We start from the raw sequence: 18,151 nt of genomic DNA, 5'->3' as shown, positions 1-18,151 counted from the left end.
GGGGGTAGTCGGATCAGTGCTGATGCACGTGCCCGCTCATGGCTGCACGGCCGGCGCCGCCCAGTACGTTGAACATCAGGTTCAGGCATACCGCGCTGACGGCGGCCATGGCGATTCCGCTGTGCGTGATGGGGCCCATCCACAGTGGCAAGTGGGCGAAGAACTCAGGGCGCACCACGGGGATCAGGCCCATGCCGATACTGACGGCCACCAGCAACTGATTGCGGCGGTCGGCGATATCGGCTTCCTGCAGGATCTTGATCCCCGTAGCCGCAACCATGCCGAACATGGCGATGGCTGCGCCGCCCAGTACCGCAGGCGGAATAGAGGCCACCAGATACGCCGCCTTGGGCAGCAGGCTCAGGGTGATCAGAAATATCCCGGCCATGATCGTGACCGAACGGCAACGCACGCCGGTCATCTGCACCAGACCAATGTTCTGGGCAAAGGAGGAATGGGTAAAGGTGTTGAAGAAACCGGCGAAGAACGAAGCGCCCGCATCACACAGCAAGCCGCGACGCAGCATGCGCGGGGTGACTTCCTGGCCGGTGATTTTGCCCAGCGCCAGGAACATCCCGGTGGACTCGACAAAAATGATCACCACCACCAGACACATGGAGAGGATGGGTGCGAGGTGGAACTCGGGCATGCCGAAGTGCAGCGGAGTGACAACCTGGAACCAGGGCGCCTGGTCGATACCGGAGAGGTCGACCATGCCGATTGAACCGGACAGAACGTAGCCCAGCGCCATACCGATCAACACCGAAATATTGACCCAGAAACCGCGCATGAAGCGGTTGATCAGCAAGATGGTACCCAGCACCAGGGCCGCGATGGCCAGGTACACCGGGGAGCCGAATTGCGCAGCAGCACTGCCGCCACCGGCCCAGTTCACCGCGACGGGGAACAGTGACAGGCCAATGGAGGTGATGACAGTACCGGTGACCAATGGCGGGAAGAAACGCACCACCTTGGACATGAATGGCGCAATGATCATCCCGAAAAAACCGGCAGCAATGGTTGCCCCGAAAATGCCGGTCATGCCGATACCCGGCATGCCGGCCATGGCTACCATGCTGCCGACAGCGGCAAAACTGGCCCCCATCATGACCGGCATGCGGATACCCATGGGGCCGATGCCCATGGATTGCACGATGGTCGCGATCCCCGCGACCAGCAGGTCGGCGTTGATCAGAAAGGCGATCTCTTCACGACTCAGACCTGCGGCTTGCCCGATGATCAGCGGCACAGCAACCGCACCGCCATACATCAGCAGCACGTGTTGCAAGCCAACCAGGATCAATTGCAGCAAAGGGAGTCGCGCCAGGGGCGGCGGGGCCGTTATGTCGGGTATGCGCGGTTCGGTTAAATCGGACATGCAACACCTCGGTCATTCTTATTGTTGTGAGCTAGTGGTGTGTTCTTGTGGCCGCAGCCAGGCTGCGGCCACCGCGCGCGTCAGTTGGTAGGGGCCCCGGTATTGATCCAGGCGCCGATCAGGTCGCGTTCCTGTTGCGTCATTTGCGTGATGTTGCCCAGCGGCATGATCTGGCTGGCAACGGCCTGTGCCTGAATGCGCGGGGCCATCAGCTTGATCTGCTGCGCGGTGTCAAACATCACCCCGGCTGGCGCTGCGCTGAACAGCGGGCTGCTGGGCGTGGCGGAGTGACAGACCGTGCAGCGTTCCTGGATCACCACGTGGACTTTTTCGAAATCAATGCTGGCCACTGGGGCTGCGGGGGCAGCAGGTGCGGGTGCGGGGGGCGGGGCATCCGCGGCTTTGACACCGCCCAGAGCGGTTTCCGGAAGCGGCTGGTACTTGATCACCTTGGCCACTTCAGGAGCGGTTGGCGCAGGTTTTGGGCCTGTGACGTAAGCCAGGCAAATCATGCCCAGTGCAGCGACGGGCAAGGTCCAGGCAAATTTATGGCTGTTGTGGCGGGTGTTGAAGTAGTGACGAACCAGCACTGCCAGCACCGCAATCCCGGCCAGGATCAACCAGTTGTACTGGCTGCCGTAGGTACTCGGGAAGTGGTTGCTGATCATGATGAACAGCACCGGCAAGGTGAAGTAGTTGTTGTGGCGTGAACGCAACAGGCCTTTGGCCGGCAGTGCCGGATCGGGGCTGCGGCCTTCCTTGATCGCGGCCACCAGTGCGCGCTGGGCGGGCATGATGGTGCGGAATACGTTACCCACCATGATGGTGCCGATGATGGCGCCCACATGCAGGTACGCACCACGGCCACTGAACACCTTGCTCAGGCCGAAGGCTGCGCCAACCAGCAGCAAAAACAGGATGAAACCGAGCAACGCCGGGCGCTTGCCTAGGGCGGAGTCGCACAGAAAGTCGTAAATGAACCAGCCGGCCATCAATGAACCAATGCCGATGGCCACGGCTTCGGGCCCGCTGAGGCTGGAGCCGGGAGCAATCAGGTACAGCGCCGGGTTGAAGTAGAACACCAGGCACAGCAAGGCAATGCCTGACATCCAGGTGAAGTAGGCTTCCCATTTGAACCAGTGCAGGTTGTCCGGCATGGTCGGTGGGGCCAGCTTGTATTTTTCGAGGTGGTAAATGCCGCCGCCGTGAATGGCCCACAAATCCCCGGCCAGCCCCTCTTTGGGGTTGCTCCGGTCCAGGTTGTTTTCGAGCCAGACAAAGTAAAACGAGGCGCCAATCCAGGCCACGCCGGTAATCATATGAATCCAGCGCACGCTCAGATTCAGCCATTCCATCAGATGTGCTTCCACAGTCTCTACCTCTTGCCTGTCACCCTTGCGCGGGCTATCAGGCCTTCTCTTATTGGTGGGGGGCGAGGATCAACAGCTCATCCTCTTTCAAAAAATGCTCATCGCAGTTATTGCCTGTGCCACTGCGATCAACCACCAGGAAGTCATCCCGCTTTTCGATCGTCAGCACCGGATGGTGCCAAACGCCGCGATGGTAATTAATGCCCTGCCTGCCATTACTGACAAAGGCGCGGACCAGGCCTGATACAGGTTCATCGCCAACTGGCGCGACCACGATCAGAAAGGGGTTGCCGAGCAGCGGGATAAAAGCCTGGCTGCCCAACGGATGACGCTCCAGCATGCGAACGGTAAAGGGCATGTCCTGCGCTTCAGCGCGGAAAATGCTGATGATCGCCTTGTCGTCTGGCGTAGCCGTTTCGACCTCTGCCAGGCGATGAAAGCGCATGGTGGAACCGTTATTGATCATGAAGTGGTCGCTGCCATCGGTTTCGATTACGTCACCGAAAGGGGCGAAGGCTTCTTTGGTCAGCGGTTCAATCATCAATGTGCGCATGGTGGTCTTCTTGTTCAGGTTTCTGTGGTGTCAGTTTTGTCGCTATCGCGGGCAAGCCCGCTCCCACATGTGCGATGCAATTCCCTGTGGGAGCAGGCTTGCCTGCGATCGGGGTCAGCGCTTATTTGGCGACTTTGCCCAAAACACGCAGGCGGCTTACACCACCGTCCGGGAACAGGTTCAGGCGAATATGGGTGATCGGACCGAGGTTTTTGAGTTGCTCGCTGTAGGTGTGCTCAGCGTGCATTTCCATTTTTTGGCTCGGCAGCAGTTCGCGCCAGAACAACGACTGGGTTTCGATCTGGCTGTCGGTGCCGCCTTTGACGAATGCGCCCTGAATCGAGCAGGTGTCCGGGTAGTTGCCCTTGAAGTGCAGGGTGTCGACGATGATTTTTTCGATCTCGCCCGCATGGCCCAGCGCGACGATGACCCAGTCATTGCCCGGCGTACGACGACGCGCGGTTTCCCAGCCGTCGCCCATGTTGATGCCACGGCCCGGGTTGAGGATGTTGCTCATGCGGCCGAAGTGTTCATCGGAGCAGGCGAGGGCACGGCCACCGTTAAGGGCTGCAGCCAGATCGACCTGTTCGTTGTCGCCCACTGCGGACCAGTCGCGGAACGGCACGCCGTAAACCCGCAGACGTGCTACGCCGCCATCCGGGTAGATGTTGAAGCGCAAGTGGCTGAACGCCTGGTCATTGCTGATCTCGTGGTAGTGGTGGCTGTTGCCTTGCAGCTCGACAGCCGACAGCACTTCAACCCATTTAGTGTCTTCGCCCGGTTCGCCCGAGGCCAGGAAGCAGGCCTCAAGGGAGGCAGACGGCGGGAAGTTGCCGGTGAAGAATGAAGTGTCGATGTCCACGCCCTTGATCGAACCCGGAACACCAAGACGGATGACTGCACTGTCATAGCCTTCGAAGCGCTTGCGGCGGGACTCCCAGCCGTCCATCCACTTGCCGTTGTCATCGAAAACGCCCTCCTTCCATACGGCCGGGGTCGGCTGGAACATGCGGTTGGCGTCAGCGAACCAGTCATCGGTTACCGAAACGATTTTGGTGCCCAGGCGGGCATCGGCCAGGTTGACGAACTTCTCGAAAGGTACGGGTTGCGCTTTCATTCTTCTTGTCTGCCTTTAATTAAGTGGCTGGAGATGCGTCATCGGCAGGTGCCGGTTCGGCTTAGAGCTGGAGCAATCGGAACAGGGCAATTTTGTTGATTTCTGCCAACGCGCATTTGAACTCGACGTCTGCCGGGTTGTGGATGCGGGTTTCGAACGCGGCGAGGATCTGGTGCCGGTCGCTGCCTTTTACCGCCATGATGAAGGGAAACTTGAACTTGGCTTTGTAGGCGTCGTTCAGCTCGGTGAAGCGTTGGAACTCTTCGGCCGTGCATTGGTGAATACCGGCGCCAGCCTGTTCATGGGTACTGGCTTCGGTAAGCTGGCCCTGGACGGCTGCTTTGCCCGCCAGGTCCGGGTGAGCGTTGATCAATGCCAGCTGGCTGGCGTGATCGGCGCTCAACAAAATGTCACTCATGCGCTGGTGCAGGGTCTCGATGGTGTCGACGCTGCTGTCCAGGCCCAGGTCGAAGGCTTTTTCAGCAACCCAGGGCGAGTGTTCGTAAATATCGGCAAAGGCCGCCACGAACGCTTCACGACTCAGGGTTGAAGGCTTGAGGGTCTTGAAGGTGCTCATTGGGCAGTCTCTGCAACATAAGGATGGGTGGCGTGCCAGTGGCGGGCGATGTCCACGCGGCGGGTGAACCAGACGTGCTCGTGCCCCTTGGCGTATTCGATAAAACGCTTGAGGGCGGCGAGACGCGCAGGGCGGCCAATGAGGCGGCAATGCAGGCCGATGGATAGCATTTTCGGCGACTCTGCACCTTCGGCGTACAGCACATCGAACGCATCCTTGAGGTACTGGAAAAACTGCTCGCCGGTGTTGAAACCCTGCACCTGGGTGAAGCGCATGTCATTGGTGTCCAGGGTGTAAGGGATCACCAGGTGCGGTTTGCCGGTGGGGTTGTTCGGCTCCCAGTAGGGCAGGTCGTCGTCATAGGTGTCCGAGTCATACAAGAAACCGCCTTCTTCCATCACCAGCCGCCGGGTATTGGGGCCGGTGCGGCCGGTGTACCAGCCCAGCGGGCGTTCGCCGCTGATTTCGGTGAGGATGCGGATCGCTTCGAGCATATGTTCGCGCTCAAGGGCTTCATCCATGTACTGGTAGTCGATCCAGCGATAGCCGTGGCTGCATATCTCATGCCCGGCCGCGACCATGGCACGGATGACATCCGGGTGGCGCTGGGCGGCCATCGCCACGGCAAACACCGTCAGCGGGATATCGAATTCGCGGAACAACTTGAGCACACGCCACACGCCTGCGCGGCTACCGTACTCATAAAGGGATTCCATGCTCATGTTGCGCTCGCCTTGCAGCGGCTGCGCGGAAACCATTTCCGACAGGAAGGCTTCTGACTCGTTGTCACCGTGCAGGATGTTGCGTTCGCCGCCTTCCTCGTAGTTGAGTACGAAAGACAGGGCGATACGGGCGTTGTCCGGCCAATGCGGATGCGGAGGGTTGGGACCGTAACCAATCAGGTCGCGTGGGTAGTCAGCGCTCACTACAGTCTTCCTTATTGTTCGTGTTAACAGTCGATTGGCCAGACCTGGCGTCACTGCGATGGCCTGATTGTATACAACTTTATAAAGCATTTGTAACCCTGATTTCGTCTATTTCTACCACGCCTTGCGCTGGAAGAGTACTTGCAAAAAACTTGCCTGATTAGTCAGGTTATGAACATAAAGTCGCTATGGGCTGCGTTGTTGACGGAGTCAGGTGTCTGGGCCCCGTGGTTTGCGGGGCTGCTTCGATAGCACTTTTAATTGTGTACAATTTTTTTAATAAGTGTATTAATCTTGCTTCGTCGAGCTTTTTGGTACGCCAAACGAGTTCAGCAACCGTTTTATTCACCGGTTCGGGAGGTCGCAGAATCAATGGGACGTTTGACTACGCACGTTTTGGATGCAGCGCACGGCTGCCCGGGCAGCTCGATCAAGGTCGAGCTGTATCGGGTTGAAGGTTCACAGCTGGAGTTGGTGGCGTCGGCACTGACCAACAGCGATGGCCGCTGCGATGCGCCGCTGCTGGAGGGTGAGACCTACCGTTCGGGGGTCTACCAGTTGCAGTTCAGTGCCGGTGATTACTACCGCGCACGGGGTGTGCAGTTGCCGCAGCCGGCTTTTCTGGATGTGGTGGTACTGCGTTTCGGCATCAGTGCCGAGCAGGATCACTACCATGTCCCGCTATTGATTTCGCCTTACAGCTACTCGACTTATCGCGGGAGCTAGAGATTCACGATCTGCGCATGTGGTTATTTGCCCGCTCACACTGCGGGCTTTTTTTTGCCCGCAAACAAATAAGCTGCGGGAGCGGGCTTGCTCGCGATGGCGTCGACGCGGTCATCCAGAAAAACTGCGTCGCCCGTATCGCGAGCAAGCCCGCTCCCACAAATGCGGTGCTGTATCAGCGACTCAACAACGACGCCGTACCCGCCACCCCAAACAGGCCGGCGCTGACGCGGTTAAACCAGCTCTGGCCCTTGCCGCTGCGCAGATAGCCCGCCGCGCCATGGGCGCCAAGGCCGTAGGCCAGCTTGCACAGCAGGTCGAGCACGGTCCAGGTGGCGATCATTACCAGCAACTGGTTGAGGAAGGGCAGGTCGGGGTTGAGAAACTGCGGCAGGAAGGCGGCAAAGAACAGAATGTCTTTTGGATTGCTGGCGCCCAGTACAAACGCGCGCCCAAACAGGGCGGTGAAGCGCGGTATTGGTGCAGCCTGGGGCACATTGACTGCGGTGGCCGGCTGGCGCGATTGCTTCCAGCTTTGCCAGGCGAGGTAAAACAGATACAGCGCACCGACGATTTTCAGGGCGCTGAAGAGTTTTTCCGAGGCCAGCAGCAAGGCCCCCAAACCCAGGGCCGAAGCACTGAGCAGGCAGATCGATGCAAAAACACCGCCCAGAAACGCAGGGTACGAGCGGCGTAAACCGTAGTTCAAACTGTTGCTGATCATCAATAACGACAGTGGCCCCGGAATCAGGATTACCACCAATGCCGCGCTGCTGAACAGCAGCCAGGTTTCCAGACTCATCACTTCCTCCCATGCAACAAACGCCCCGCACTATGGGCGGGGCCGGTTGATACCGCCCGGTTTACAGATAAATAAACTTGGCGATGAAAATAGCGCAGAGCACCCACAAGCTGACGGAAATTTCGCGGTACTTGCCGGTGCCCGCCTTGAGGGCCACGTAACTGATAAAGCCCAGGGCAATTCCGTCCGCCACCGAGAAGGTCAGCGGCATCATGATCATGGTCACGATTGCCGGGATGCAGTCGGTGGGCTTGTCCCAGTTGATGTGCTGCATGCCGCCCATCATCAGCATCGCCACGTAGATCAGTGCGCCTGCGGTGGCATAAGCGGGGATCATGCCAGCCAGGGGGGCAAAGAACATGGCGGCGACAAATAACACGCCCACGGTCACGGCGGTAAGCCCGGTTCGCCCGCCCGCTGCCACGCCGGCGGCGCTTTCGACGTAGCTGGTGACAGGTGGCACGCCGACCACGGCCCCGAACACGCTGGAGGCACTGTCCGCCTTGAGTGCCCGTGACAGGTTTTCGATCCTGCCGTCGGCCTTGACCAGCCCGGCGCGCTGGGCCACGCCCATCAGGGTCCCGGCGGTGTCGAACATGTGGACAAACAGGAAGGCCAATACCACGCTGATCATGCTGATATTGAACACACCCTTGAGGTCCATGGCCATCCAGGTCGGCGCCAGGCTCGGCGGTGCGGACATGATGCCGTTGTAGTGCACCAGGTCCAGGCCCCAGCCGGCCAGAGTGACAGCGATGATGCTGATCAGGATCGCGCCGAACACCCGGTGGTAGCTGAGGATCGCAATCAGCAAAAAGCACACGGCGGCCAGCAGCGGAGCGGGGTCACGCAGCGAGCCGAGCTTGATCAGGGTTGCCGGGCTGTCGACGATGATGCCTGAGGTTTTCAGGCCGATGATCCCCAGAAACAAGCCAACCCCGGCACCCATGGCGTAGCGCAGACTGACAGGAATGCTGTTGAGCAACCATTCGCGTATCCGTGACAGGGTCAGAATCAGGAACAGCACGCCGGAGACAAAAACTGCGCCCAGTGCCGTTTCCCAGCTGTAGCCCATGGTGCCGACCACTGTGTAGGTGAAAAACGCATTCAGGCCCATGCCTGGCGCCAGTCCTACTGGCCAGTTGGCGTAGAGCCCCATCAGCAGGCTGCCGAGCGCGGCGGCGATGCAGGTCGCCACAAAGGCGGCGCCATGGTCAATCCCTGCATCGGCCATGATGTTGGGGTTGACGAAAATGATGTAGGCCATGGTGATAAAGGTGGTCAGCCCGGCGATTAGTTCGGTCTTGACCGTGGTGCCATGCAGCGACAGTTTGAACAGACGTTCCAGCAAGCCCCGTGAGGTGGGGGGTGAAAGGTCCAGGGCGGGTGTTTCTGACTTTTGGCTGTCCACGGTAATTCCTCAGGCTTTTATTGTTTTTAAGGGCACTGGATGAGGCGGGTGACAGGTTTTCTGACTTTTCGGTCAGGAACGCAGGCGAGATGAATTATGCTTTTGTATACAAATAAAGCAAATAATGTTTTTCAAATTGTAGACGAAATGCCGGGTCAGCCTTCCGGCCAATCAGATGCGCCGAGGCGTCGGCAGGTCAGGCGTGGCGGCTTTGCCCCAGAGCATGATTGATCGCCAGCCAGCCGTTGACTGCTTCGTCACCCGCCTGGGCGAATACCCGCTGCAGCAATTTGACTTGCTCGCGGCGCAGGTTTTTTTCGAAGGTAACGCCGTCGGCAGTCAGCTCCAGCAGGCGCTTGCGCTTGTCGGTCTCGGGGGCGACGCTGCGTACCAGGTTCATTTCGATCAATTGGCGCAAAGGCGTGTTGAGGGCCTGTTTGCTTACGCCCAGCAGGGTCAGCAGTTCCTTGACGCTCACACCGGGGTGGTGGGCGATAAAAAAAACAATGCGCTGATGCACCCGGCTCAGCCCGCGACGGCCCAGCATTTCGTCCGCTTTGGCGGTAAATGCTTGATAGCCAAAGAAGAAGGCTTCCATGGCGGCGCGCTGAGTGGTCGGATTTTTAAGGTCAAGCATATTGACGTATCTAGGTTTCGCGGCGTAGTTTCGGTCAACCAGTTTGACTTATTTCCAATTACTTCCGCTACCGGTGATCTGTATGGCCTTCTCCGAACGTGTTTCCCGCCTGAAAAGCTCTTTGATTCGTGAAATTCTGGCTGCGGCCCAGCGTCCGGAAGTCATGTCTTTCGCCGGTGGCCTGCCGGCCGAAGAGATGCTGCCAAAGGTCGACTGGACCGGCATGCCAGCTTCCATGGGCCAATACGGCATGAGCGAAGGCGAGCCGGCCCTGCGTGAAGTGCTGGCGGCAGAGGCCCGCGCCCTGGGTGTGGATTGCGATGCGAGCCAGGTCATGGTGCTCAGCGGTTCGCAGCAGGCACTGGACCTGGCGGCCAAGCTGTACATCGACAAGGGCACGGAAATCATGCTCGAAGCGCCGACCTATCTGGCCGCGCTGCAAATCTTCCAGCTGTTCGGTGCCGAATGCCTGAGCTTCCCGCTGCAAGCCGATGGCCCGGACCTGGCGGCATTGCGTGTGCAGCTCGAAAAACACCAGCCGGCATTCATCTATCTGATTCCGACGTTCCAGAACCCGTCTGCCGTGCGTTACAGCGAATCCAAGCGCGACGCCGTAGCGGCCTTGCTGGATGAGTTCGGCGTGACCCTGATCGAAGACGAACCGTATCGCGAACTGACCTTCGACGGTGGCAGCGCCACGCCGATTGTCGCCCGCCTGAAAAAAGCCAGCTGGATTTACACCGGCACCGTATCCAAAACCCTGTTGCCGGGCCTGCGCGTCGGTTTCCTTATCGCCAGCCCGGACCTGTTTCCTCACCTGCTGCGCCTCAAGCAATCGGCGGACCTGCACACCAACCGTGTGGGCCAGTGGCAAGCCTTGCAATGGATCGGCACCGAAAAAATGAGCAACCACCTGGCCGAACTGCGTGATTTCTACCGCGTGCGCCGAGATGGTTTTCAGGCGGCACTGGAAGAGCACTTCTCTGACCTGGCTGACTGGCAGGTGCCACAGGGCGGGCTGTTCTTCTGGCTGACTCTCAAGCAACCGTTCGATACCCGCACGCTGCTCAAGCCAGCTCTGGAGCAGAATGTTGCGTTCATGCCGGGTGAGCCGTTCTTCGCCAACCCGGATCAGAACGTTGGCAGCCTGCGCCTGAACTTCAGCCACATCGACCCGGCGCGTCTGCATGAAGGCCTCAAGCGCCTGGCCAACGTGATTCGTCAGGCACAGGCTGCCCAGGCGGCCTAAAGGAGGCGCGATGCTCAAGGTTTATGGCGATTACAACTCGGGCAACTGCTACAAGATCAAGCTGATGTTGCATTTGCTGGGTCTTGAGTATCAGTGGTTCGCGGTGGACATTCTCAAGGGCGAAACTGAAACCCCGGAATTCCTCGCGAAAAACCCGAACGGCAAAGTGCCGGTACTGGAACTGGAAGACGGTACGTGTTTGTGGGAGTCCAATGCGATTCTCAACTACCTGGCAGACGGCAGCGAGTTTTTGCCGGCCGAGCCGCGTTTGCGTACGCAAGTGTTGCAGTGGCAGTTTTTCGAGCAATACAGCCATGAGCCTTACATTGCGGTGGCGCGGTTTATCCAGTTTTACCTGGGGCTGCCGCAAGAGCGTCTGGAGGAGTACCGCAAGCTGCAGAAGCGCGGCTACAAGGCGCTGGACGTGATGGAGCAGCAACTGGTTCGCACGCCGTATCTGGTGGGCGATCACTACTCCATTGCGGACGTTACGCTGTACGCCTACACCCATGTGGCCGATCAGGGCGGTTTTGATCTGAGCGGCTATCCGGGTATTCAAGCCTGGTTGCAGCGGGTGGCCAGCCATCCGCTGCATGTCGGGATGCTTGATTGAGCTGATTGCGTATAAAAAAACCGGCCGAGTGCCGGTTTTTTTGTAGGCGGGAGCGGGGTGGAGCGTGATGGCATCAACGCGGTCATCCAGACAAACCGCGTCGTCTGGATCGCGAGCAAGCCTGCTCCCACTGAAGGGGTGGAGCGTGATGTTTAAACGTTGGCAAACCGCTGGTTCAGGTAATTGATGATTACTTTGGAGTCATACATCCAGGTGGTCTTGCCGTCTTCTTCGATGCGCAGGCAAGGCACTTTGATCTTGCCGCCTTGCTCTAGCAGGGTTTGACGGTCTTGCTCGCTGTTCTTGGCATCACGCAAAGCCACCGGGACATTCAGGCGGCGCAGGGTGCGGCGGGTTTTTACACAGAACGGGCACGCATGGAACTGGTACAGGGTCAGGCTTTTTGCAGCTTGATCGACCTGGGCCTGAACGGCGGCGGGACGCTGTTTTTTGCTGGGGCGGGTAACAAAATCACCAGCGATGATGAGCTGACCCAGGCCTACGCGAAGCGCTTTGATAAACACAGTAAAAGCCTCATGGGCAAATTAGAAGGAGCGCAGCTTACCTGAAAACAGGCAGGCGAAAAAAAGCCGGCGATCAACGCCGGCTTTCTTCGGTGGGACGCTTACTTGATCAGGCTGAGAAACTCGCTGCGCGTGGCGGCGTTTTCGCGGAACTCACCCAGCATCACCGAGGTGATCATCGACGAGTTCTGCTTCTCTACACCGCGCATCATCATGCACATGTGCTTGGCTTCGATCACCACGGCAACGCCCAGGGCGCCGGTGACTTGCATCACGGCGTCGGCGATCTGGCGGCTCAGGTTTTCCTGGATCTGCAGACGACGGGCATACATGTCGACAATGCGCGCCACTTTCGACAGGCCCAGCACTTTGCCGCTCGGAATGTAAGCCACGTGGGCCTTGCCGATAAACGGCAGCAGGTGGTGTTCGCACAACGAGTAAAGCTCGATGTCCTTGACCAGCACCATTTCGCTGTTGTCAGAGCTGAACAAGGCACCGTTGGTGACTTCTTCCAGGGTTTGTTCATAACCGCGGCAAAGGTACTGCATGGCTTTGGCGGCACGCTTTGGCGTATCCAGCAGGCCTTCACGGGAAACGTCTTCGCCGAGTTGACCGAGGATCGCGGTGTAGTTTTGTTCCAGTGTCACAGGACTATATTCCATGCGGGTTTCAGAGTGGCACCTCGTCGGGTCGTACCAATTTTGTACCAATCATGCTGTTTTCGAGTTTCCCGAGCTCGCTCCAGTCTGTGCTGGAATTTAGCCATTTAGCATACGTTGAAAGCAACATCTGTACGCTGTGACCTAGCTGATTGGCGATAAACGCAGGGTTCATGCCTGCCATGAGGCACATGGTAGCGTAGGAATGGCGGTAGTTGTATTGTCGGCGCACTCTGATGGTCAGTTTTGATAGCGCTTCTTGAAAAATAAGCGCGACTCGACCTGGCGCACGCTCAATGCATTATCGGGATCAGCACCTGCGTGGATCGAGGGCTGATCCCGCTGGCTGCCTTTCAGGGCTGTGTTCATCAAGCCGCTGTGTGAGCTTTCTGGTGTATGGCCCGATTACAGCGTCAAAGCCTGAGTTCTGGCTTGCACCACAGCGTGTATCACCTGGGAGACACTGGCCATATCCTCCGTGCTCAATATATTGAGGGTTTTCAGGGCTTCGCTAAAGTCTTCTGCACGCTCACTTGCCAAGCGTACTTGCAGGCTGTTCCTGGCGCTCTTGATAGCATTCAATTGACGGTGTAAACCGACTCTCACAGCGTCCGGCATACAAATAGTGATAAAAGAGCCAAATCCTTTGCTGTAGCGTATGTTCATCGCTTTATAGACTCAATCCATGTGATTTTAAAGTCAGCGCTAACTGTGTTCTATTGGAGGCGCCTGTCAAGTTCAGTATTTGTGAAATATAGAGCTTTACGGTGTTTGGCGTGATGCCCATGTCGCAGGCTATTTAGTAGTTTGTTTTGCCTTCACTGAAAAGTTGTGCCGCTTCCAGTTGGCGAGGCGAGAGTTTGCTGAATAAAAATGTTCGATAGTCTGTTTGTTAGTTATCCGGGGCAGCTGTGCTTTTTTAATATCGGTATGTAGATCGCTTATGGAATTAATCAGGTCTTGCAAGCGCCTGCTCAAGGCCTCGCTGCTCTGATTTTGCGTGGCACTGTCTGTTTGCTTGTCTTCCAGTTTTCTTAGTGTTTGAAGCAGCGATTCCGGGTTGACAGGCTTTTGGTGGTAATCGGAAAAGCCTTCACGCAGAGCACGGACCAGGTCCTGCTTTTCGCCTTGGGCGCTTAGCAGGACTGCATCAAAGACGCGATGCTTTTTGGAGTATTGCTTGAGCTTCTGGATGAGTTCTATTCCGTCGAAACCAGGCATCAACAAGTCGCATACCAACAACGCTATCGACGGGTCCTCGTTGAACAGATCAATGGCCTGGCGGCTGCTGTAGCTGGGAATACATGTGAAGCCATTACTCTCAAGAAACTCACACATCTCCTCAACGATAAGTGGTTGGTCGTCGGCAACTAATATGCGTGTTCTGGGAGGTCGTGGGGTCACAAAAAGTTTATCCATTTGTGGTGGGCTAAAAGCGCGCCAAGTACTCAGTATTATCCAGCAGGTTTAAGAGGGAGGGTAGCCATACTTTTTGTATAGTTAGATAGTTTGATAGGAGCGAAGTTTAGCGGGTGACTAGGCTTCGCAAATGATCTTCTTTCGTTTGTAGCTCGGGGTGTCCGGTAACGTATCAACCCTCTCGATTTTCAAATGGATACTCATTCTCAGCAAAGCTTGCAGTTGTTCCCGCAAGTCATACACCGAGGAGGCTACCTGCTCGGTACTGGCTCCCGTATACATGAATATGAAGTCGGTGAGGGAGGTGCGTTGAATTAACCGAAACGAGGAGATGTTAGGGTCAGCATTGAAAAAACTGTCCAGGGTATTCGTAACGATGGCGGTAGGAACATAATGGCCGCTGAGCGTCTTCAGGCAGTCATCCTTTCGACCCTCGACCCGCTCAATTGTTCGCCCGTGTTGGCCACACTTGCAAAGGGTTGAGTCATTTCCAGCCACCGAAACGATGTCTCCATGGTCATAGCGGATAAATGGCATGGTTCGACACATGTAGTCAGTGCAGTAGACAGTTGCCAGTGCTGACCCGTCAGTGCCCGAAAGCTCTTTGAGTTCCACGTGGCCATAATCGAATTCCGGGTGGTAATGCCGGTAAGGGCATTCCAAAGCAATGATCCCAACTTCCTCTGACGAGTATTCATCAAGCACCGACGTCTGAAAAAGAGATGAATAATGCTCGCGTTCATGTCGGGAGCTCGCTTCTGAATTTGTGATGATGGCTTTTAACTCAAGGTGGGCAATTCTGCGGGCGTAGGGAGCAAGTAGAGGCAAGTAGCTTGGCAGAAGATTCAGGAAAATGGGGCGAAGATGCTCCATGTGCAGGACGAACTCTTCGACATCCGCAATATCATTCAAAGTGAATGTTGGGTAATCGCCACACAGGGAAGATAACCAGCTCCTGATATGGTGGACATTGTAGATCCATCGATCGGCGCTGAATGCATTGCCTCCCAGGCGCTGGAACATCCGGTAGTAGGTCAGGGAATTGAAGGATACCGAATCTAAATCGCTGAGAATGGGCAAGGCAACGCCGCTGGAACCGGAAGTGCTTGACCAGAACATTCTGGCTGCATCCTTAGTCAGGTTACGAGGCATAAAATCTTCGGTCTGCACGCTTCTCAAGATATTTTTATTCAAAACGGGTATCGACTCGAAATCAGCCAGCGATCTGATCGCTCCGGATTCATATCCACAGGCCTTGTAAAACTCGTGATAGAAGGGGATCTGGCTAAAGACATAATCGACCACTTCGGACAGATATGGGAGCACATATTCGTTCTTCTGCGCAGCGGTCCAGTAACTTCTGGCGATCATCGTGTCGCGCTCTTTATACCAAAGCCTACGAATATGCTGTTGGATGTCCGGGGTATCGTAGCAGTCTTCCTGCAGGGTCATACGTGAGTTTTTATGAATGGATTCAAGGCCAAAGGTGGAAAGTTGGGTATTTAGCTTTTTCAATGAAACGTCCTTATGTCATACGACTATGAGGGGCTCAGTAGTTAAAAGGTCATGGATACCGTGCCTATTTTGGTTATTGCGGTATATAGGTGACGTGCCAGTCCAGACCCAGTACGCGAATCTTGTTGAGAAATGGTTCAGGGGGTAACTCTTCCGGATGGACCATGGTTCCGACGTCCCATTCGCCATCAAGAACCAACAGGGCTGCAGCCATGGCGGGCAGAGCGGTGGTATAGGCAGTCACTTGGGTTTCGAGGTCGCTGTAGCAATCTTCGTGATTGCATACACTGTGTATGAAGACCGTTTCAGGTGTTCCATCCTTGGTGCCACTTATCAGTGCCCCCACACATACTGTTCCCCGATACTCTTTGACAAAGGTTTGCGCAGAGGGCAAAACTTTCGCCAGGTAATCCAGCGGTGAAATGCGTTCCGATCCTAGTTCGATGGGATTTAGCGATAACATCCCGACTTTCTTCAATACATCGAACGTTGCCCTGAATTCGTCCCCGACACGCATCCAGAATTCAATCTTGGCTTCGGGTATGTTCATGGACAGCGAGTGAACTTCGTCATGGCCTACTGAATATAGTTTTTGTACGCCTATGGCTGGGAAGTTGAACGCCATGCTCCTAGAAAAGGGGGGCGATGAGTGCCACGCGCCTTGTTGCCAGTAACCCGTATCCTCACACAACTCTTTGAGGTTGACCGCAGCGTTGAAATTGGTTGCGAAGAACTGATTATGAACGCCTGCATTCGCGCAGAGAATATCAATGGACTCTATGGTGTCAAGGTAGGTTTTACGCACTTTAGCGCAGAAAACGTTGACCACTCCTGGATCGAAGCCAATGGAAAGAATCGCGGTCAAACCTTTCTGCCGGAATTGTTCGCGTAGCGCAAACTCGTGGGAGTACCAAGGTGCAGGTACGTTGAAGTCTTCAGGCATCTCGAAGACAGCTGTGTCTATATAGTGTGCGCCGACTTCCAGGCAGGCGCGCATAATATTGATATGTGTATCGGGTGTAGCAACATTGACGACAATATCGGGACCGATTTTTCGAAGTGTCTCAATGAGTTCGTCGATTTGTCTGGCATCGCAAAAGTGTCGTTGTGGGCTCAGTCCATATAAATCCTTAATGCGTGTAGCAATCTCATAAGTCGATTGTATCGTTCGACCTATCAAGTGAAGGTGATAGGTATGTGCTCTGCGTTTTTTAGCGAAAGCGCAAGCCAGAACTTTGCCAACACTCCCCATGCCGATCACGACTATATTTGCCGTATTGATATTCATAGTGATTCCTTATGTTCAAGTTGTGTTGCTCGCCATTTGACACTATCTGCTGCACTGTATTTCAAAAATAAAATAGTCAGGGCTATGGCTGTAGCCATAAAGCCTATTTGCATGCCAATCCAGACCACAATCGGGCTTGATGGGTGGTATTTGATCAGTAATAATTGGGAAATTAATCCAAAAAACCAGAAGCCTGCCAGATTCATCACCAGCGGCCAGCGGGTAATTTCGCAACCTCTTAGAATGCCTGTGAGCAACAGGATGAAAGCGTCGATCAACAAAAAGGGGAACGAAAATGAGAGAAATTCATTCATGTCGTTATAGAACGGCTGAGTAACCTCGGTTAAAGGCCCAAGAAACAGGGAGAATATACTGAAGCGAACAAAATACATCAGTGCTAATAGCATTATGATAAAGCTGAATGCGGTAACTGCAACTTTGAACAGAAATGCCCGTAGTGCGGGCCCCGTCGCGGTACTGATATGGGATGAGACATGTATGGCGCAATATTCATTAAAACCCAGGATGAACACAACGATCAGTTCATTAACCTGAAGTATTGCGAGATGTGCGGCCAATGATTGCTCACTGAACCATCCCATCATCAATACGGATACTGATAAAAAGGCCACTGTGCTAATGATGCTCAAACCGATTGGTAGGCCAATTTTCAGCACCTTTACGATATGTGGCAGCAACGACGTACGGAAACTCAAAAGGTCTCTTGTCAGCTGGCTCTCCGTACTGGTTGAATACCGTGACATGAGTAGGTAGAGCACTCCCGCAGCGATCAATGACGCTATCAAAGTTCCTATGCCTGCACCTAACAGTCCTAACTGCGGCGCTCCCCATTTGCCATTGATCAACAAGTAGTTGAGAACAACATTACTGATCAACTGGATCACCGCGCCAGCAATTACCCATTTACTTTTGTCGTGGAAGGCAAGTATTTCCCAGTAGTGAATGAATAACAGGTTGGGCAGAAGCGAGAAGCCCAGTAAAACCAGATAATCCCGTGACTCCTCTACCAGTCTGGGTGATTGTTGCAGGCTCAGAAGTATCTGCGGACCCCACAGGAGAATGATGAATGCAATGACTGCAAATGCAATCAGCAGAAGATAGACAGCCAGCTTACAGCTGGCCATATTCCGGGTGTCGCAGGCATCGAGATATCGGCCATAGACAGGTCCGAAACCGAATACGATACCTTCGCCCAGCATGAACAGGACCAGGTAAATCTGCATTGCCAGTCCACCGGCTGCCATACTGTATATATCGTGCTGCCCAAGCATCACTGAATCGATCAGGGGCATAAGCACTACGGACATATTGGCAAGGCCGAGGGGGATCGCTCTTCTTAAAATTTCGCTTGCTTTGACGTCCACGC

General features: G+C 55.6%; 18 protein-coding genes and 2 pseudogenes. 3 read left to right on the top strand and 17 right to left on the bottom strand.

All coding sequences use genetic code 11. The annotated features are described in order from the left end of the window. Positions 1-13 precede the first annotated feature (13 nt). The 6 genes from ACZRMS_RS07565 to puuE form a co-directional block, all read right to left on the bottom strand. Positions 14-1,378 (bottom strand): nucleobase:cation symporter-2 family protein, encoded by a 1,365-nt coding sequence (locus tag ACZRMS_RS07565; protein ID WP_463994790.1) that lies wholly within the window; start codon positions 1,376-1,378, stop codon positions 14-16. Between the two features lie 80 nt (positions 1,379-1,458). After that, positions 1,459-2,748 (bottom strand): urate hydroxylase PuuD, encoded by a 1,290-nt coding sequence (locus ACZRMS_RS07560; RefSeq protein ID WP_463994789.1) that lies wholly within the window; start codon positions 2,746-2,748, stop codon positions 1,459-1,461. A gap of 49 nt (positions 2,749-2,797) precedes the next feature. Then, complete coding sequence (locus tag ACZRMS_RS07555) at positions 2,798-3,301, bottom strand: ureidoglycolate lyase (protein WP_463994788.1); 504 nt, start codon at positions 3,299-3,301, stop codon at positions 2,798-2,800. Between the two features lie 121 nt (positions 3,302-3,422). Beyond that, on the bottom strand, positions 3,423-4,418 hold the full coding sequence (gene alc / locus ACZRMS_RS07550; protein WP_463994787.1) for an allantoicase: 996 nt from the start codon (positions 4,416-4,418) through the stop codon (positions 3,423-3,425). A 61-nt stretch (positions 4,419-4,479) separates the two neighbouring features. Beyond that, positions 4,480-4,995 carry a 2-oxo-4-hydroxy-4-carboxy-5-ureidoimidazoline decarboxylase gene (gene uraD / locus ACZRMS_RS07545; protein WP_048360820.1) on the bottom strand — a complete coding sequence of 172 codons (516 nt, stop codon included), beginning with the start codon at positions 4,993-4,995 and terminating at the stop codon, positions 4,480-4,482. Continuing rightward, positions 4,992-5,921 carry an allantoinase PuuE gene (gene puuE / locus ACZRMS_RS07540; protein WP_463994786.1) on the bottom strand — a complete coding sequence of 310 codons (930 nt, stop codon included), beginning with the start codon at positions 5,919-5,921 and terminating at the stop codon, positions 4,992-4,994. The genes uraD and puuE overlap by 4 nt, the downstream gene beginning before the upstream one ends. A 372-nt stretch (positions 5,922-6,293) precedes the next feature. Between puuE and uraH the strand changes: the two genes are divergently transcribed. After that, the gene (gene uraH, locus ACZRMS_RS07535; protein ID WP_463994785.1) at positions 6,294-6,647 is read left to right on the top strand and encodes a hydroxyisourate hydrolase; all 354 of its coding nucleotides are present in this window, start codon (positions 6,294-6,296) and stop codon (positions 6,645-6,647) included. A 175-nt stretch (positions 6,648-6,822) separates the two neighbouring features. On the opposite strand, the gene ACZRMS_RS07530 is transcribed toward uraH, so the two are convergent. The 3 genes from ACZRMS_RS07530 to ACZRMS_RS07520 all read right to left on the bottom strand — a co-directional run bounded on the left by ACZRMS_RS07530 (position 6,823) and on the right by ACZRMS_RS07520 (position 9,497). Then, positions 6,823-7,449, bottom strand: coding sequence for a LysE family translocator (locus tag ACZRMS_RS07530; RefSeq protein WP_463994784.1), 627 nt, complete (start codon positions 7,447-7,449; stop codon positions 6,823-6,825). A 61-nt stretch (positions 7,450-7,510) separates the two neighbouring features. Further along, positions 7,511-8,860 (bottom strand): NCS2 family permease, encoded by a 1,350-nt coding sequence (locus ACZRMS_RS07525; RefSeq protein WP_463994783.1) that lies wholly within the window; start codon positions 8,858-8,860, stop codon positions 7,511-7,513. Positions 8,861-9,056: 196 nt separating this feature from the next. Next, positions 9,057-9,497: a MarR family winged helix-turn-helix transcriptional regulator gene (locus ACZRMS_RS07520; protein ID WP_463994782.1), complete on the bottom strand. Its 441-nt coding sequence runs from the start codon at positions 9,495-9,497 to the stop codon at positions 9,057-9,059. A gap of 82 nt (positions 9,498-9,579) precedes the next feature. Here ACZRMS_RS07520 and ACZRMS_RS07515 point away from each other — a divergent pair, with 82 nt between their 5' ends. Together ACZRMS_RS07515 and ACZRMS_RS07510 are read left to right on the top strand one after the other, a co-directional pair. Continuing rightward, positions 9,580-10,746, top strand: coding sequence for an aminotransferase-like domain-containing protein (locus ACZRMS_RS07515; protein ID WP_463994781.1), 1,167 nt, complete (start codon positions 9,580-9,582; stop codon positions 10,744-10,746). Between the two features lie 10 nt (positions 10,747-10,756). After that, the gene (locus ACZRMS_RS07510) at positions 10,757-11,359 is read left to right on the top strand and encodes a glutathione S-transferase family protein (RefSeq protein WP_463994780.1); all 603 of its coding nucleotides are present in this window, start codon (positions 10,757-10,759) and stop codon (positions 11,357-11,359) included. A 152-nt stretch (positions 11,360-11,511) separates the two neighbouring features. Here the strand turns inward: ACZRMS_RS07510 and ACZRMS_RS07505 are convergent, their stop codons facing one another. From ACZRMS_RS07505 to ACZRMS_RS07470, 8 genes and pseudogenes are all read right to left on the bottom strand, one after another. Beyond that, a complete protein-coding gene (locus ACZRMS_RS07505; RefSeq protein WP_463994779.1) occupies positions 11,512-11,883 on the bottom strand; it encodes a glutathione S-transferase N-terminal domain-containing protein in 372 nt (123 codons plus the stop codon). Between the two features lie 101 nt (positions 11,884-11,984). Further along, positions 11,985-12,530 carry a GTP cyclohydrolase I FolE gene (folE, locus tag ACZRMS_RS07500; RefSeq protein WP_019826593.1) on the bottom strand — a complete coding sequence of 182 codons (546 nt, stop codon included), beginning with the start codon at positions 12,528-12,530 and terminating at the stop codon, positions 11,985-11,987. A 22-nt stretch (positions 12,531-12,552) separates the two neighbouring features. Beyond that, a pseudogene (locus tag ACZRMS_RS07495) lies at positions 12,553-12,798 on the bottom strand (site-specific integrase); the annotation flags it as partial. A 149-nt stretch (positions 12,799-12,947) separates the two neighbouring features. Then, positions 12,948-13,208 (bottom strand): hypothetical protein, encoded by a 261-nt coding sequence (locus ACZRMS_RS07490; RefSeq protein WP_463994778.1) that lies wholly within the window; start codon positions 13,206-13,208, stop codon positions 12,948-12,950. A gap of 4 nt (positions 13,209-13,212) precedes the next feature. Continuing rightward, positions 13,213-13,961: pseudogene (locus tag ACZRMS_RS07485) on the bottom strand (response regulator transcription factor). Between the two features lie 117 nt (positions 13,962-14,078). Then, on the bottom strand, positions 14,079-15,476 hold the full coding sequence (locus ACZRMS_RS07480; protein WP_463994777.1) for a phenylacetate--CoA ligase family protein: 1,398 nt from the start codon (positions 15,474-15,476) through the stop codon (positions 14,079-14,081). Positions 15,477-15,549: 73 nt separating this feature from the next. After that, entirely contained in the window at positions 15,550-16,764 is a 1,215-nt protein-coding gene (locus ACZRMS_RS07475) for a saccharopine dehydrogenase family protein (RefSeq protein WP_463994776.1), read from the bottom strand. Beyond that, positions 16,761-18,149: an MATE family efflux transporter gene (locus tag ACZRMS_RS07470; RefSeq protein WP_463994775.1), complete on the bottom strand. Its 1,389-nt coding sequence runs from the start codon at positions 18,147-18,149 to the stop codon at positions 16,761-16,763. The genes ACZRMS_RS07475 and ACZRMS_RS07470 overlap by 4 nt, the downstream gene beginning before the upstream one ends. Positions 18,150-18,151: the final 2 nt, after the last annotated feature.

The organism is Pseudomonas sp. B424, assembly GCF_055408345.1.
Note: the sequence above shows the minus strand (reverse complement) of the source record. Positions and strands in the feature narration are given on the sequence as shown.